This is a genomic window from Agathobaculum ammoniilyticum (assembly GCF_025567315.1).
GTDB lineage: Bacteria > Bacillota > Clostridia > Oscillospirales > Butyricicoccaceae > Agathobaculum > Agathobaculum ammoniilyticum.
The window spans coordinates 210,469-227,125 of sequence record NZ_JAOQJE010000002.1 but is presented as its reverse complement, the minus strand read 5'-3'; the positions used below and the strand labels follow the sequence as shown (position 1 = coordinate 227,125).

The following is a 16,657-nucleotide window of genomic DNA, read 5'->3' as shown; positions in this document are numbered from 1 at the left end:
TGCGCACCGCATCACAGATAAAACCGGCCGGGCGCAAAATAGTCTCCGTCGCTGCGGTAGGCGACCATCAGACTGCGCGTTTCCCCCTGCGCGCCCGCCGCCGCCTGCCGCGCGGGAAGCACAGTGCGGCGCACCTCGTCCGCGTGGAAGCGCTGCAGCCGGATGGTCGCGGAGGTGAGCGAGCCGTTTTCAAACACAAAGGTTGCGAAATCGTTGTCCCCCAGCACAGGGACGCCGCCGTACATCTGCAGGAACACCAGCGTCGTGCGGTTGCCGTTGTGCTGCACCGCGTAGAGCGAGGCGTGGGTGTCGGTTTCCCCCGCGCGCACCGCCGTGTCCAGGATCGTCCGCGCGCAGTCAAGCTGGGCGTCCAGCGCGGCACGGCCGGCGGCCTCCCCCGCGTCGTAGGCGCGCACCGTGCTGTCCGCGCCCGCCGCGTACTGGATCAGGCCGGCCGCGTTCACGCGCAGCGTACTCACATCGTCTACAAACACCCGAACGCGGTCGTTCTGCTCGGAATAATAGTTCGCATACGGCGTAAAGCCGAACGCATCGAGCAGGTCCTCCAATCCGGTGCCGCTCTGCGGGTCGAACAGGTCGATGCTCCCCGCTTTGAGCAGGGGGAGCGACAGCGTTTCCCGATCAAACAGCAGCGTTTCCGGATAAACCGCATACGCCTCGCCGGAAAACTGGCAGGACAGGCCACGGAAGCCCTGCTGCGCGGCGCGCAGCACGCTTTCGTCCGCGTCCGCCGCGGCGGCGTACAGCGCGCCCGTATCCGTGCGCACAAACAGCTGGCCGCTGCCCGCCGTATAAACCAGCGTCTCAACCGCCAGGTCGCTCTGCCAGGAGCCGCCCATCCAGCCGGCTGCAACGCTCAGCGGGATCGCGCCGTGATAGCGCAGCAGCGCGCAGTCCCCGGCCCGCAGGGCTGCGACCAGCTCCGCCTCTTCCGCCTGCTCCAGCTCCCCGTCCGACAGTACCGCCGCCCACAGCGGACGGACCGCTTCCAGGCCTGCGTCGATGTCGGTCAGGCTGTACTGCACGCCGTAAAGCTGTCCGTCCGTGGTCAGCGCGAGCTGCGCGGGCTCGGCCGCCGCCACGCCGGACGAGCGTAGCTCGTACCCGACCGCGCCGCCGAACACATGGTCGTACGCGCGCCGCAGCAGGTTGTCCGCCGGCATCTGGTCGATGTTCATGCCCGCCAGCCAGTTGGCCGCGCAAAGCACGCCCAGCAGTAGAACCAGCACGATCAGGGAAACGTTTTTCGCGGTGTTTTTCACCGAATGTCCGGCCTGGTTCATACCGGCCCCTCCTCCCGATTCGGGATGAGGTCGGTCGGCAGGGTGATGGTCACAGTCGTACCCTTGCCATATTCGCTGGCCAGCGCGATCTTGCCCTCGTGCTGCTCCACGATCTCCTTGGCGATCGCCAGGCCCAGACCGGTGCCGCCCGCCTCGCGGCTCCTCGCCTTATCCACGCGGTAGAAGCGCTCGAACAGGCGCGGCACGTCCGCCGCCGGAATACCCACGCCGTCGTCCTCCACTGTGATACGCACGCGGTTGGCTCCGGCCATGCGCGCGGACAGACGCACATGGCCGCCCGCCGGCGTGTATTTGACCGCGTTGGACAGGATGTTCACCACAACCTGCTCGATCCTCTCGCGGTCGCCCACGATCTGCGGCAGGTCGTCCGGCGTATCCACAGTCAGCTCATGCCCGCTGTCCTCCGCCGTGAATTTCATGGCGTTGGCCACGTTTTTCAGCATATCCCCCAGCGGGAAGCGCGTCATACGCAACTCCATCCGGCCATAGTCCAGCTTGGACAGTGTCAGCAGGTCGGTCACGATGCGCGCCATGCGCTCGGACTCGCTGGAGATAACGCCGAGGAACTGCTTTTCCGTATCGATCGGGATGTCGCCCGCCGCGTCCAGCAGCGTTTCGGTATACGAGCGGATATTAGTCAGCGGCGTGCGCAGCTCGTGCGATACGTTCGCCACGAACTCACGGCGCGCGTCGTCCAGCCGGCGCTGCTCGGTAATATCGTGGATAACCGCGATCACGCCGCCCTCCCCGTCCAGCGCGCCGTACGGCGCGAGTGTGACCGAAAGCACGCGGCCGAAGCGCGTAATCTCACTGGTCAGGAACGACCGCATGGCGGTCTCGTCCGAATTGGGCATATCCAGGTCGACGAACATTTCGTCGAATGTCAGGCCGTCCTCCACCCGCACGCCCAGCAGGCTTTCGGTCGCCGGATTCATATGGATGAGCCGGCCCGCGGTCGTGAACGCTGCTACGCCGTCCGTCATATGCAGGAACAGGGTGTTCAGCTTGTCTCGTTCGCCCTGCACCTCGCCGACCGTGTTCTTGAGCTGACCCGCCATGTAGTTGAACGAGCGTGTCAGCTCGCCGATCTCGTCCGAGGACTGCACGCCCAGCTCCTGATCAAAGTTGCCCTTCGCAATCGAACGGGCGCCCTCGGTGATGCGCTCGATCGGGGTGGTGATGGTTTTGGAAAGCAGAAAGGAAAGCAGGATGGCCGCGAGCAGGCCGAACATCATCGCCTGCATGACGATCTGGAAGAACCGCCAGGACATGTCCGACACCTCGCGCTTGTCATCCGCAATGTACACAATATAATCGACCTGGTCGCCGTCCCCCGCGCGGATCGGGACCGCAACGTCCATCACGCTGTCCGCGACCGACGAGCGGGTACCCGTCTCTCCCGCCATCGCCGAGATGACGTTGCTTGTCCGCGTGAACGAGGCTTCGCGGAGCGCGTTTGAGCTTGCCAGCACGCGCCCCTGGCTGTCCAGAATATAATAGGTCCGGTAATTATCGATGCCAAGCTGCCCCTCGTAGCTGTCCACGACAGTCTGGATATCCGTTGTTCCTGCCTGGGCCGCATTTTCGAGCGACTGCATCACATCCGTCTGGTTAAACACGTTCTGCATATCCTCGTAAAAGCTGTCAATATAGAACGTGCTGACGCTGTTGATCAGGAACGTACCCACCACGGCCATGACCGAAACGATCATCAGCACCAGGATCAGCACAAGCTTCATGTGTAAGGATCGAAACATAGCTTACTCCCCGTCGGCAAAATAGTAGCCCATGCCCCGCTTGGTCATAATGTGCCGCGGGCTTGCGGGCTGATCCTCCACCTTTTCGCGCAGGCGCCGGATCGCAACGTCCACCGCGCGCAGGTCTCCGTAATATTCATAGCCCCATACCTGCTCCATCAGCTCCTCGCGCGAAAAAACGCGCCCCGGCGCCGCGGAAAGAAAGCACAGGATGTCGAATTCACGCGCCGACAGCTCCAGCGGACGCCCGTTTTTGTACACCATGCCGTTGTCCTTGGAAATACGCAGCCCGCCGCCGGACGGCAAGGGCGCTTTTTCCCGTTCCTCGCCCGACACCGTGCGGCGCATATTGGTTTTGACGCGCGCCATCAGCTCGCGCATGGAGAACGGCTTGGTGATATAATCGTCCGCCCCCAGTTCAAGCCCCATGACCTTGTCGGTCTCCTCCTCGCGCGCGGTCAGCATGATGATCGGCGTGTTGTGGAATTTTTCGCGTACACGCTTGCAGACCTCGAAGCCGTCCATGCCAGGCAGCATCACGTCGAGCAGGATCAGGTCGGGCGCGTCCTCCAGCGCGTGCCGCAGGCCCTCCGTCCCGTCGTATGCCACGATGGTATCATAGCCCTCGCGCTGCAGGTTGAACACCAAAATATCCGCGATGGCCTTTTCATCCTCCACCACGAGGATCGTTTTCTTTTCCATAGATTCCTCCTTTTCAGAGGGTGGGTTACGCGGGAAACCGCCGGTCCGCCGGTTTCCGTTCTTACAGCAGGCCCTTTAGCCTTGCGCGGTACATCGCAACAATGGTTTTCGCGTCGCGTATCTCATCCCGCGCGATCATGGCCTCCACCTCGGCGATGGGCAGGCGCACCACCTCGACGAATTCGTCCTCGTCCGGCTGCATCTCTCCCTCGGTCAGGTCGAGCGCCGCGAACAGATGCACCACCTCGGTCAGGAAACCGGGCGAGGGGTACTGCGCGCCAAGCGGCACGATGCGGCCGGCCGTGCAGCCGGTCTCCTCCTTCAGCTCCCGCGCGCCGCACGCGGTGAAGTCCTCCGCCCCGTGGTCGAGCTTGCCGGCCGGTATCTCCAGCAGCTCGGTATCATACGGATAGCGGAACTGCCTCACCAGAATGATGTTGCCCGACCGATCGACCGGCAGCACGCCCACGCCGCCGACATGCTCGCACACCTCGCGCCGCGCCCTCCTGCCGTTTGGCAGCAGGACCTCGTCCAGCCGCGCTTTCATGATCTTCCCTTCAAAAAAATACTGGTAGGAAAGCTGTTTCTCTCTCATATCCATCTCTTATGCTCCCTTTCTCACGGCGTGCCGAAGCAGCGCAGAATATAGGCGGTTTCCGGCGGCACCGTGACATGGATGCCGCGGCTGTCCGCGCGGTCGAATTCCGCCCCGTCCAGCATATCAACCGCATAGACTGCGCGCGCATGGGTGCGCACCGCATGGTGGCCGCGGTTGACCAGGATCAGCAGGCGGGAATGCTCGGTCTCCCGCTCGTACTGCAGCAGCGCGCCCTCGCAGCGAAGGAAGCGCAGCCCGCCGCGCGCGAGCGTGTCGCTGTCCGCGCGCAGCGCGCACAGCTTGCGGTAAAAGCCCAGCAGCGCGCGGTCCTCCGCGCCCCATGGATAGGTACGGCGGTTGAATGGGTCCTCAAAGCCCTGCCGCCCTGCCTCGTCCCCATAGTAAATGGTGGGCGAGCCGGGCATGGTGAACTGGATGACCGCGGCCAGCCGCAGCCGCCGCTGCGCGCTTTCCAGCCGGTCTGGTGGGAGCGCATAATGCGCGCGTCCGTCGCGGTCCATGTGCCACTCCTCTTCGGACACACCGAGGATGGTAAGCGCACGCGCGGTATCGTGCGTGCCGATCACATTCATCAGGTTATAAAACACATCGCGCGGATAATTTTCGCGAATGCACTCCATGGTTTCCGCGAAATGCTCGGCCGTTCCGCCGTTCAGGAACGCCAGGATCGCGTCGCGCAACGGGTAGTTCATGACCGAGTCCAGCTCGCCGCCCTGGAAATACCGGCGGCGTTCGGAATAGGCGATTTTGTTGGAGGCGTCCTCCCACACCTCGCCGATGATGAGCGCATCCGGCTTTTCCTGCTTGGCCGCCGCGTTCAGGCGCCGGATAAAGGCGTCCGGCAGCTCGTCGGCCACGTCGAGCCGCCAGCCGGAGGCGCCCAAGCGCAGCCAGCGGCGGATGACGCTGTCCTCGTTGTCAATGATATAGTCGAGATAACTCTCGTCCATCTCGCGCACCTGCGGCAGCGTATAAATGCCCCACCAGGAGCCGTATTGGTCCGGCCACTGTTGGAAATCAAACCAGCGGTAATAGGGCGATTCTTGCGACTGGTGCGCGCCTACGCTGTCATACCGGCCGCGGCCGTTGAAATAGCGGCTGTCGTAGCCCGTGTGGTTGAACACACCGTCCAATACGACGCGCATGCCGCGCGCCGCCGCCTCCACGCACAGCGTCTGGAAGTCCTCCTCGCTGCCGAGCAGGGGATCGACGCGCTTGTAGTCGCCCGTGTCATAGCGGTGGTTGGAATACGCCTGGAAGATCGGATTGAAATAAATCGTGCGCACATGCAGGCTCTCAAGGTAATCCAGCTTTTCGATCACACCGCGCAGCGTGCCGCCGAAAAAATCGTTATTGAGGATCTCGCCGTTCCCATCCGGCTGATAAACCGGAATGTCGTCCCAGTTCTCATGCAGCACGCGCGGCGCGACGCCCTCGCCCTCGGGCTGGACGGGCATTCTGTCCCGACAGAAGCGGTCCGGAAAGATATTGTAGGTAATGCCTTCCCCAAACCAGGAGGGAGGCCGGTACGCCGGATCGTAGACCGTGAGCTGATATTTGTCCCCCAGGGTGTCCAGAATCTCGCAGCGGCCGCCATAGCCGCGCATGGCGTACACCGGACCGTCCGAGCCGTCTACCGTGAAGTAGTACCAGTACAGCCCCGCGTGATCGGGCGTGAACGACGTGCTGTACCGGTCCCGCGCGCCAGCCAGCCCATACCAGCGCATCGGGAACGCTTCCGGCTGACCGCCATCCTCCTCGACCCACAGTGTCACATACTGGATGCCGCGCTCGCGCCTGGGATAAACAGAAAACTCGACCGTTTCCCCTGCCTTTACCGCGCCGTAGGGCTTCTTGCAGGCAAGCTCACGGGAGTGGAACATACAATCGGGAATGGCTTTCAAAAACAGTTCCCCCAAACATAAAAACTCTTTATATAGTATAGCACAAAACGGCCTGCCGGTAAACAAAAAACGGCCTGTACGGTCGTTTTGTTCACAATCTCTTCACTGTTTTGCCGCAGGTGCGGCGCTCTCCCCCACAGAAAAAAGGGCTGCCCGCAGGCAACCCCTTTCCCTTGTTGTGTTTTTTTAAAATGCAAAGTTTGTTTTGACGCGCCAGATATTCTGCGCATATTCCGCGACCGAGCGGTCCGCGGCGAAACGGCCGGAATTGGCAATATTCATCAGGGACATATAGTTCCAGTTCTCCGGCCGGCGGTACATCTCGCCCACGCGCTCCTGCGCGACCGCGTAGGAGGAGAAGTCCTTCAGGCTCATATACCGGTCGGCCGGCCCGCCGTTGCCGCCGTGCAGCAGCAGGTTCGCCAGGTCGGTATAATCCACCCCATCGCCAAAGCCGTGGATCATATGATCCATCACGCGCTTGATGACCGGATCGTTCTGGTAGATCAGCATAGGCTCATAGTTGCCGGAAGCGGCGAGCGCCTCGGCCTCGGGCGTTTCCATGCCGAAAATGAAGATATTCTCGCGGCCCACGGCCTCGCAGATCTCCACGTTGGCGCCGTCCATCGTGCCGATGGTCAGCGCGCCGTTCATCATGAACTTCATGTTGCCCGTGCCGGAGGCTTCCTTGCCCGCGATCGAGATCTGCTCGGAGATCTCCGCGGCCGGCATAATCATCTCCGCCAAGGAAACCTTGTAATCCTCGATGAACACAACCTTGAGCTTATCCCCGATATCCGGATCGTTGTTAATCATATTGGCGATCGAATGGATGAGCTGGATGGTCTTTTTCGCCACCGCATAGCCCGGCGCGGCCTTGGAGCCGAAAACAAACGTGCGCGGCACGAAGTCCATGCCCGGGTTATCCTTGAGCTTGTGGTACAGCGAGATAATATGCAGAATGTTGAGCATCTGGCGCTTGTACTCATGCAGGCGCTTGACCTGCACGTCGAAAATCGAGTCCATGTTGACCTCGATGCCGTTATGCTCCTTAATATACTCCGCCAGGCGCAGCTTGTTGTCGCGCTTGATCTGGCCGAGCTGGGCGAGCAGCGCCTTATCCTCGCCATAGTTGGCGAGTACCTGTAGCTCGGAGGGGTGCTTGCGGTAGCCCTTGCCGATCTTGCTCTCGATCAGCGCGGCCAGCTTCGGGTTGGCCTCGCACAGCCAGCGGCGGTGCGCAATGCCGTTGGTAACGTTGCGGAACTTCGCCGGATAGATCGTGTAGAAATCCTTGAACACGCGCTCCTTGAGGATGTCTGAATGCAGCGCGGACACGCCGTTGATCGAGAACGAGCCGGCGATGGCCAGATGCGCCATGCGGACGATCCCGTCCGACACGATGGCGAGCCTGGAGATCTTCTGGAAATCGTTCGGGAAGTAGTTCCACAGGTCCCGACAGAAGCGCTCGTTGATCTCGTGGATGATCTGCATGATGCGCGGCATCAGCTCCTGCACGAGCGATACCGGCCAGCACTCCAGCGCCTCGGGCATGACCGTATGGTTGGTATAGGCGACCGACTGGCTGGTGATGTTCCACGCATTTTCCCAGGACATATCGTTATCGTCCATCAGAATACGCATCAGCTCGGGGATGACCAGCGTCGGATGGGTGTCGTTGATGTGCAGCACATGCTTGTGCGCAAAGTTGGCGAGCGTGCCGTACTTGGCCTTGTGCTTGGCACAGATATCCTGCAGCGTCGCCGAAACCAGAAAATACTGCTGCTTCAGGCGCAGGGACTGGCCCTCGCGATGGTTATCCTCCGGATACAGGACCATGGAGATCGTCTCCGCCATGGCGTGCTTTTCCAGCGCCTTGAGGTATTCGCCGGAGGAGAACAGCTTCATATCCAGCGCAATCGGGCTTTTTGCCTCCCACAGGCGCAGGCGCGCGATGTTGCCCGTATCATAGCCCGAGATCGGCATATCATACGGCACCGCCAGCACCGGCGTGTAATCGTGGTATTCCACGACCAGCTTTCCGTTTTCGTCAAAATGGGTATCGATCGTACCGCCGATCCTGACCTCGCGGGTATCGTCCATGGCCGGTATCTGCCATACGTCGCCGGAAGCGAGCCAGGAATCCGGCAGCTCCACCTGCTGCCCGTCCTCGATCTTCTGCTTGAAGATGCCGTGCTCATAGCGGATGGAGTAGCCTGTGCCGCGCACGCCCGTAGTGGCCATACCGTCCATATAGCAGGCGGCCAGGCGGCCCAGGCCGCCGTTGCCGAGGCCGGGGTCGGCCTCCTGCTCGAAGATATCGGCCATCTCGTAGCCCATTTCCTTGAGCGCCGCGGTCAATTCGTCCAGCATGCCCAGATTATAAGCGTTGTTGCGCAGGCTGCGGCCGACAAGAAATTCCATGCACAGGTAATGCACCTGCCGCTCCCCATATTTTTCGACCTCGTTCTGGGTCTGGATCATATGCTCGGTCAGCGCGTCGCGGACAACGAGCGCGCAGGCCTCATAAATCTGATCCTTGGTGGCGTCCGCCACTTCGCAGGCAAAATGCCGCTGCAGCTTGCCGGCGATGGCCTCTTTCAGCGCATTCTTGGTGTACAGGTTCTTTGGCATGGTATCTCTTGTCTCCTCACTTAATTTGCTTTGCGGGTTTTACCACCCCAGGGCAGAGTGGTAAACCTCTATGTATTTATCAGCCGAGCTGCCCCAGCTGAAGTCGCTCTTCATGCCCTGGAGCATCAATTTGTTCCACGCGGGCTTGTTATAGCGGAACACGCCGCAGGCCTCGCGGATCACATGCAGCATGTCATGCGCGTTATAGCTGGCGAAGGTGAAGCCGTTGCCCGTGCCGGCGTAATCGACAAACGCCTGCACGGTGTCCTTCAGGCCGCCGGTCTCACGCACGATCGGGATGGTGCCGTAGCGCAGCGAGATCATCTGCGCCAGCCCGCACGGTTCGAATTTGGACGGCATCAGGAACATGTCGCAGCCGCCGTAAATGCGGTTGGCCAAGTCGCCCGAGAACATGATGGACGCGGAGATCTTGGCCGGATAGCGGCGCTTGGCCTCCAGGAACATCTGCTCGTACCGCCAGTCGCCCTTGCCCAGCACGATCAGCCGCAGGTCGTCGGACAGGATATCGTGCAGCACGGCTTCGATCAGGTCCAGGCCCTTCTGGTCCACAAAACGGGTGACCATGCCGATGACCGGCGTGTTCTCGTCGCCCTCCAGGCCGCAGAGCTTGAGCAGCTCGAGCTTGTTGACCGTCTTGTCCTCCGGATTGCGCGGCCCGTAGTTTTTGAACAGCTTGGGGTCGGTTTCCGGATTGAACGCATCCATATCGATGCCGTTGAGGATGCCGTGCAGCTTGTAGCTGTTCATGCGCAGCACGGAATCCAGGCGGTAGCCATAATACTCGGTCTGTATCTCGGCCGCGTAGGTAGGCGAAACCGTCGTGACCGCGGTGGAGGCCACGATCGCGGCCTTCATCAGGTTGACGTCCCCGTCCATCGCCATGAAGCCGGAGCGGAAATGCGCGTCGTCGATGCCAAGCACATACTCGAGGATCTCGCGGCCGTAGCGGCCCTGGTACTGGATATTGTGGATGGTGAACACGGTCTTGATATTCTCATAGAAGGGGCGCGCGGAGAACATCAGGTTATAGTACACCGGCACCAGCGCGGATTGCCAGTCGTTGCAGTTGATGACATCCGGCTTCCATTCCAGGTCGGGCAGTACCTCGAGTACCGCCTTGGAAAAATAGGCGAAGCGCTCCGCGTCGTCATACTCGCCGTAGACTTGGCCACGGGCGAAATAGTACTCGTTGTCGATGAAATAGAAAGTCACGCCATCCGACTCATAGCGGAACACACCGCAGTACTGGTTGCGCCAGCCCAAGCGCACATAGGCGTTTTTCAGGTAATAAAACTTTTCCCGCCATTCCTGGCCGATCGACGAATACAGGGGGCAGAACACGCGCACGTCGTGTCCCTTTGCCGCGAGGGCCTTGGGCAGAGAGCCCGCGACATCGCCCAAGCCGCCGGTTTTTACAAACGGGGCGCATTCGCTGGTAACGTACATGATTTTCATAAGAGCCGAGCCTCCCCAATAGGCGGCGCGAAAGCGGGGAGAGGCCCCCGCTTCCGTACCTCGGTATTTTCATTATACTAAATTCTGTCTCCCTGCAATATAGGGAAATTCAACGAACATTTCTCGCTTTACAGCCTCATTTTGGCCTTTTTGTCATGGTTTTAACAATTTCTTGATCAAACTGTAGCGTTTTTGGCAATCGTGATCGGGTAGTTCTCATGGCCCATCATGGTGCGTCCGTTGCGGACGATGACGTTGCGATCCGTGATCACATGGCGCAGCGACGCGTCGGACAGGATACGCCCGCCCTCCATGATGATGCAGTCCTCGACCTTTGCGCCCTTTTCGATCACCACGTCGCGGAACAGGATGCAGTTTTTCACATAGCCCTCGATCGTACAGCCGTCCGCGATCAGGCTGTCCTCCACCTCGGCCTTGTCGCCATAATACGCGGGCGCCTCGTCCTTGATGCGGGTCAGGATCGGGCGGGTGCGCAGAAACACCTCGTCCCGCACCTCCTTATCGAGCATATCCATGTTCGAGCGGAAATAATCGAACGTATCCTCGATCTTGACCGCGTATTCGTTGAACAGGTAGCCGGCGACCGTGCCGTCCATCTGCGCGCGGGTCAGGAACTCGCGCTCGAAGTGGATGCAGTTGTGTGTAACGCAGTCGGAGAGCATGTGGATGAGGTACTGGCGGCTCATCACATAGATGCCGAGCGAGGTGTGCTTGCACTTGCCCTCGTTGGAATCGCCCACGCGGATATCGACCGCTTCCTTTTTGCGGTTCAGCTCAACATAGGTCGCATACGGGGAATCCTTCTGCTTCTTGGTGCAGACCATGGTCAGGTCCGCGCCGGATTTGATATGCCGGTCGAGCACGTCGTCCAGCGGGACGTTGGCGACGATATCGCCGTCCGCGACCACAACGTAATCCGCCTTGTTTTTCTGCAGGAAATCGACCGCGCCGGCCAGCGCGTCGATCTTGCCGCGGTACTCGCCGGTGACGAGCGGCGAGGCCTTGCGCGCATACGAATACGGCGGCAGCAGGGTGACGCCCGAGTTCTTGCGGGACAGGTCCCAGTCCTTTGCGTTGCTGATGTGGTCGATCAGGGACTGATACTTGTCCTTCATCAGCACGCCGATGCGGTAAATCCCGGAATTGACCATATTGGACAGCATAAAATCGATGATGCGGTACCGGCCGCCCCACTGCACCGCGCCCACCGTGCGGTGCTCGGTGATCTCACGCAGATCGTTGTCATTGTCAAACGCAATGATGATGCCTAAAACACTGTTCATCATGTCCGCCCCCTTAAATCATGTCCGGCAGGTCTTCGTCTGCCATTTCCTTCGCTGCCAGCTTGGCGCCGCGTCCGATGCGCACGCCCTCTGCGACAACGGCAACGCCCCATTTTTCCACGTCGCCATCCGACGGGCTGCCTCCGACGACCGCGTCCTTGGCGATCACGGCGTTCTCCGCCACGATCGAATACTGCACGGTCGCGCCCTCTTCCACAACCGCGCCCGGCATAAGGATGGAGTACTCGACCTTTGCCCCCCTTGCGATCTTCACGTCCGAGAACAGCACGGATTCGGAAACGTCGCCCGCGATCTCACAGCCCTCGGAAAGCAGCGTGTGCTTGACGACCGCGTCCTTGGCCGTAAAGTGCGGGGGCGAGCCCGTGGTGCGGCCGTAGATCTTCCAGCTATCGTCCTTGAGGTTGAGTCCGGAATTCGGCGAGAGCAGGTCCATGTTGGCTTCCCACAGGGATTCGATCGTGCCGACGTCCTTCCAGTAGCCCTCGAACCGATAGGAGACCATCTTCTCCCCGTTGCCCAGCATGGTCGGAATGATATCCTTGCCGAAGTCGTTGGAGGACTTCTTGTTCTCCTCGTCCTCGATCAGATACTGGCGCAGCTTTTTCCAGGAGAAGATATAAATGCCCATGGACGCCAGCGTGGACTTCGGGTTTTTGGGCTTTTCCTCGAATTCATAGATCGTGCCGTCCGGCTTGCAGTTCATGATGCCGAAGCGGGACGCCTCGGCCAGCGGCACGTCCAGCACCGCGATGGTCGCGTCCGCGCCGGTCTGCTTGTGCTGCTGCAGCATCTTGTTGTAGTTCATCTTGTAGATATGGTCGCCCGAAAGGATCAGCACATATTCGGGGTCGTACTCGTCGATAAATGCGATATTCTGGTAGATCGCGTTCGCCGTACCCTTGTACCACTCGGAGGCCTTGCCCTTCTGGTACGGCGGCAGGACGTACACGCCGCCGCGCAGGCGGTCGAGGTCCCAGGTCTGGCCCGAACCGATATAGGCGTTGAGCACATGCGGCTCGTACTGCGTGAGCACGCCCACCGTATCAATGCCCGAATTGGTGCAGTTGGACAGCGGGAAGTCGATAATGCGGTACTTGCCCCCAAACGGTACCGCGGGCTTGGCGACGTTCTTCGTCAGCACATACAGGCGGCTGCCCTGTCCACCTGCGAGCAGCATGGCCACGCATTCTTTTTTCCGATACATTGATGACTCTCCTTTTTCTGCGGTTTACTCTATATATGCCGTGGGAACGGCATTTTTCCTACTTTTCCCCGTCCGGACGGACAGCTGGCGCCTTTTCCGCCGGTTTGGCGACCGCCCGCGTGCCGGTCTTGGCAACGGCTTTTTCGCCCGTTTTCGCCACTGCCCTGGTGCCGGTTGCCCGCACTGCGCGCGTCCCCGTCTTGGCGACCGCCTTGGACGTTTTGCCCTTTTGGGCTTCCGCGGCTTTCTTGGCCGCTTCGATCTCGGCCTTGGTGCGGCGCTTGGCGCGCGGCTTGCCCTTGAAGAACAGCACGCCGAACCGCGGAATCTGGATCCTGATGGACTGCTCCTGCCCGTGCAGCGGCTTGTTTTCGCTCCTCACCCTGCCGTTGGACAGGCCGCTGCCGCCGAATTCCGTCCTGTCCGAGGTAAAGATTTCCTCATAGCTGCCCGCGAACGGCACGCCGATGCGGTAGACCTCCTGCATCTCCGGCGAGAAGTTGACCACGATCACGATATCGCTTCCATCTGCCGCGATCCGCCGGAACGCAATGATGTTATTGCGGTTGTCCTCATGACTGATCCATTCAAAGCCGCGCCAGTCGGTATCCTGCTCCCAGAGCTGCGGCGTTTCCAGATAGAAATGGTTGAGCGCCTTAACATAGGTCTGCATCTGCTTATGCGCCGGATAATCCAGCAGCATCCAATCCAGCCCGCGCTGATAGGCCCATTCGGAGAACTGCGCGAATTCGCCGCCCATGAACAGCATCTTCTTGCCCGGGTGCGCGGCCATGTAGCCGTACAGCGCACGCAGGCCGCCGAATTTATTCTCATACGGGTCGGGCATCTTGCCGATCAGCGAGGACTTTCCATGCACCACCTCGTCATGCGACAGCGGGAGGATATAATTCTCCGAAAACGCGTACATGAACGAGAACGTGATCTTGTCGTGCATATCCTTGCGGAAGAACGGATCCGCCGAGCAGTAGCACAGCATGTCGTTCATCCAGCCCATGTTCCACTTGAAATTGAAGCCCAGGCCGCCGTCGTAGCCCGGCTTGGTGACCATCGGCCAGGCGGTGGATTCCTCCGCGATCATCATGACGTCCGGATGGTCGGTCAGGATATACTCGTTGAGCAGGCGCAGGAAATCGATGGCTTCCAGGTTCTCGCGGCCGCCGTGGATATTGGGGCGCCATTCATGCTGGCGGTTGTAATCCAGATACAGCATGGAGGCGACCGCGTCCACGCGAAGGCCGTCCATATGGAATTTTTCGATCCAGAACATCGCGGAGGAGAACAGCAGGTTGCGCGTGGACACCTTGCCGTAATCGAACACGCGCGTCCCCCATTCCTTGTGCTCCATCTTGAGCGGGTCGGCGTATTCGTACAGATACGAGCCGTCAAACTCGACCAGCCCGCATCCATCCTTGGGGAAATGCGCCGGCACCCAGTCCATGATGACGCCGATGCCGGCCTGGTGCGCCTTGTCGATCAGGTACATCAGATCCTTGGGCGTACCGTAGCGGCTTGTCGCCGCGAAATAGCCGATGACCTGATACCCCCACGAACCGTCGAACGGGTATTCGGTCAGGGGCATGAATTCGATATGGGTATAGCCCATTTCCTTGACATAGGGTACCAGCTCGTCCGCAAGCCGGCGGTAGGAATAGAAGTTCCCGTCCTCATGCAGCTTCCAGGAGCCGAGATGGCATTCGTAAATATTCACCGGACTGGAGTAGGGCAGATGGCTTTTGCGCCATTCCATCCAGGAGGTGTCGCTCCATTCGTAGCCCTCGATGTCGAACACCTTGGAGGCGTTGCCCGGGCGGGTTTCGGCGTGGAAGCCGTAGGGATCGGATTTATCGAACACATCGCCCGATTTTGCCCATACGCTATACTTATATGCGGCATATTCCGGAACATGCGGGATAAATTTTTCCCAGATGCCCTGCTCGTCCCGCTCCATGTAATCCACTTCACGGTCCCAGCCGTTGAATTCGCCCATGACCGAAACCTTTTCGGCCTCCGGCGCGTAAACACGGAACAGGTATCCTGGTTCGCCGTCCTGCACCAGCGGGTGCGCGCCCATATAGTCATACGCGCGGCAGTCTCTTCCCGAATAGAAGAGCTTACTCCGCTTCCCGCCGGCCGGCGATGCGCTTTTCTTCTTCATATTGCATCCTCTCCCTCTTATAAACCGCTAAAACAAGCCTTTTTCCATTTTTTTACGATTTTTTGTCTATTTCGCTTGTTTTTCCGCAGCAAGCCTGGCTTTAGTTGGATATAGTATACATCAACAGAGAAAAAAAGTCCAGCAATTTTACACAATTACCAGACTTTTTTAATGAAAATTTTGTTCGGTTTCAACAGCTTTTGTCGGGAAATGTTGAGATAATGCACAATATCCCTATGTTCTGTTCAGAAAATGTTCCGGCGTATCATATCCAGCGCGGTGGAGGCCGCCTGCATGCGCACACGGTCGCGCCCGTTCATGGACTTCATCTTACGGGTGTAGTTCCGCCCCTTGTGCCATACGCTGATGTACACCAGGCCGACCGGCTTGTCGTCAGTCCCGCCGCCCGGTCCGGCCACGCCCGTGATGCCCACGCCCACATCCGCGCCCAGCGCCTGCGCCACGCCCGCGGCCATCTGCTCGGCCACCTCGGGCGACACCGCACCGACCGTATCCAGCGTCTCCTTCCGGACGCCCAGCAGGCGCGTCTTGACCTCGTTAGCATAGGAGCATACGCCGCCCAGATAATACACCGAGCAGCCCGGCACGTCCGTGATGCGCTTGGACAGCAGCCCGCCCGTGCAGCTTTCCGCCACGGCGAGCGTCAGGCCGCGCGCCCGCAGTCCGTCGCCCACGACCTGCTCCAGCGAATCCACATCCACGCCGTACACATCCTCGCCCAGCAGGCCGCAGATCTTTTCCACAACCGGCGCGAGCAGCTTTTCGCATTCCTCCGGCGTGTCCGCCTTGGCGGTCACGCGCGCGAAGCACTCCGAGGTCTTGGCGTAGGGCGCGATAGTTGGGTTTTTGCTCTCGGCCATCATGTCGTGCAGAATGGTTTCCATATTGCTCTCACCCAGGCCGAACACGCGGATATTGCGCGAGACGATGCAGCCGCCCGCGAACTTGTACAGGTAGGGCATCGCGCATTCCTTCCACATGGGGTTGCACTCGCGCGGGGGGCCGGGCAGCATGATGACATGCTTGCCATACGCCTCGAACGCGCAGCCCGGGGCGGTCCCCCATTCGTTGACGAACACGGTGCAGCCCTCGGGCAGCCAGGCCTGTTTTTCGTTGTTCGGCGTCATCTCTCGGCCAATGGTCTGGAAAAAGCCCTTGATGCGGTCGAGCGAGGGCTGGTGCAACGCCATCTTTTTCCCGAAGACCGAGGCTAGCGTTTCCTTTGTCAGGTCGTCGAGCGTGGGGCCGAGGCCGCCGGTGGTGATGATGATGTCCGCGCGGTCGCGCGCCGTTTCGACCACATGGCGCAGGCGAGCCGGATTGTCTCCGACCACGGTCTGGTAAAATACGTTGATGCCAAGCTCGCTCAGTCCCTGCGAGATGAGCTGCGCATCCGTGTTGACAATGTCGCCGAGCAGGATCTCGGTTCCGACGGCGATCAGTTCTGCATTCATAACTGCTTCTCCTTTCGCGCCGTAGCGCGCATAAAATCGGTTTGCGTCATTCGGATATCG

General features: G+C 60.2%; 11 protein-coding genes. All 11 read right to left on the bottom strand.

Annotated features, from left to right (window positions below):
* Positions 1 to 11 precede the first annotated feature (11 nt).
* Positions 12 to 1,304, bottom strand: a complete 1,293-nt coding sequence (locus OCV66_RS03600; protein WP_107631499.1) for a hypothetical protein — start codon at positions 1,302 to 1,304, stop codon at positions 12 to 14.
* The gene (locus tag OCV66_RS03595) at positions 1,301 to 3,082 is read right to left on the bottom strand and encodes an ATP-binding protein (RefSeq protein WP_147573796.1); all 1,782 of its coding nucleotides are present in this window, start codon (positions 3,080 to 3,082) and stop codon (positions 1,301 to 1,303) included. Before OCV66_RS03595 ends, OCV66_RS03600 begins: the two co-directional genes overlap by 4 nt.
* Before the next feature lie 3 nt (positions 3,083 to 3,085).
* Complete coding sequence (locus tag OCV66_RS03590; protein ID WP_054327402.1) at positions 3,086 to 3,784, bottom strand: response regulator; 699 nt, start codon at positions 3,782 to 3,784, stop codon at positions 3,086 to 3,088.
* A gap of 61 nt (positions 3,785 to 3,845) precedes the next feature.
* Complete coding sequence (locus OCV66_RS03585) at positions 3,846 to 4,385, bottom strand: NUDIX domain-containing protein (RefSeq protein ID WP_147573795.1); 540 nt, start codon at positions 4,383 to 4,385, stop codon at positions 3,846 to 3,848.
* 17 nt (positions 4,386 to 4,402) lie between these two features.
* Positions 4,403 to 6,307, bottom strand: coding sequence for a glycoside hydrolase family 13 protein (locus OCV66_RS03580; RefSeq protein ID WP_147573794.1), 1,905 nt, complete (start codon positions 6,305 to 6,307; stop codon positions 4,403 to 4,405).
* A gap of 186 nt (positions 6,308 to 6,493) precedes the next feature.
* Complete coding sequence (locus OCV66_RS03575; RefSeq protein WP_054327399.1) at positions 6,494 to 8,941, bottom strand: glycogen/starch/alpha-glucan phosphorylase; 2,448 nt, start codon at positions 8,939 to 8,941, stop codon at positions 6,494 to 6,496.
* Positions 8,942 to 8,980: 39 nt separating this feature from the next.
* Positions 8,981 to 10,417 (bottom strand): glycogen synthase GlgA, encoded by a 1,437-nt coding sequence (gene glgA / locus OCV66_RS03570; RefSeq protein WP_147573793.1) that lies wholly within the window; start codon positions 10,415 to 10,417, stop codon positions 8,981 to 8,983.
* A 176-nt stretch (positions 10,418 to 10,593) separates the two neighbouring features.
* Entirely contained in the window at positions 10,594 to 11,724 is a 1,131-nt protein-coding gene (gene glgD, locus OCV66_RS03565) for a glucose-1-phosphate adenylyltransferase subunit GlgD (RefSeq protein WP_107631494.1), read from the bottom strand.
* Between the two features lie 10 nt (positions 11,725 to 11,734).
* On the bottom strand, positions 11,735 to 12,946 hold the full coding sequence (locus tag OCV66_RS03560; protein WP_054327396.1) for a glucose-1-phosphate adenylyltransferase: 1,212 nt from the start codon (positions 12,944 to 12,946) through the stop codon (positions 11,735 to 11,737).
* Between the two features lie 58 nt (positions 12,947 to 13,004).
* A complete protein-coding gene (glgB, locus tag OCV66_RS03555; protein ID WP_147573792.1) occupies positions 13,005 to 15,122 on the bottom strand; it encodes a 1,4-alpha-glucan branching protein GlgB in 2,118 nt (705 codons plus the stop codon).
* A 245-nt stretch (positions 15,123 to 15,367) separates the two neighbouring features.
* On the bottom strand, positions 15,368 to 16,597 hold the full coding sequence (locus OCV66_RS03550; protein ID WP_054327395.1) for a competence/damage-inducible protein A: 1,230 nt from the start codon (positions 16,595 to 16,597) through the stop codon (positions 15,368 to 15,370).
* Positions 16,598 to 16,657: the final 60 nt, after the last annotated feature.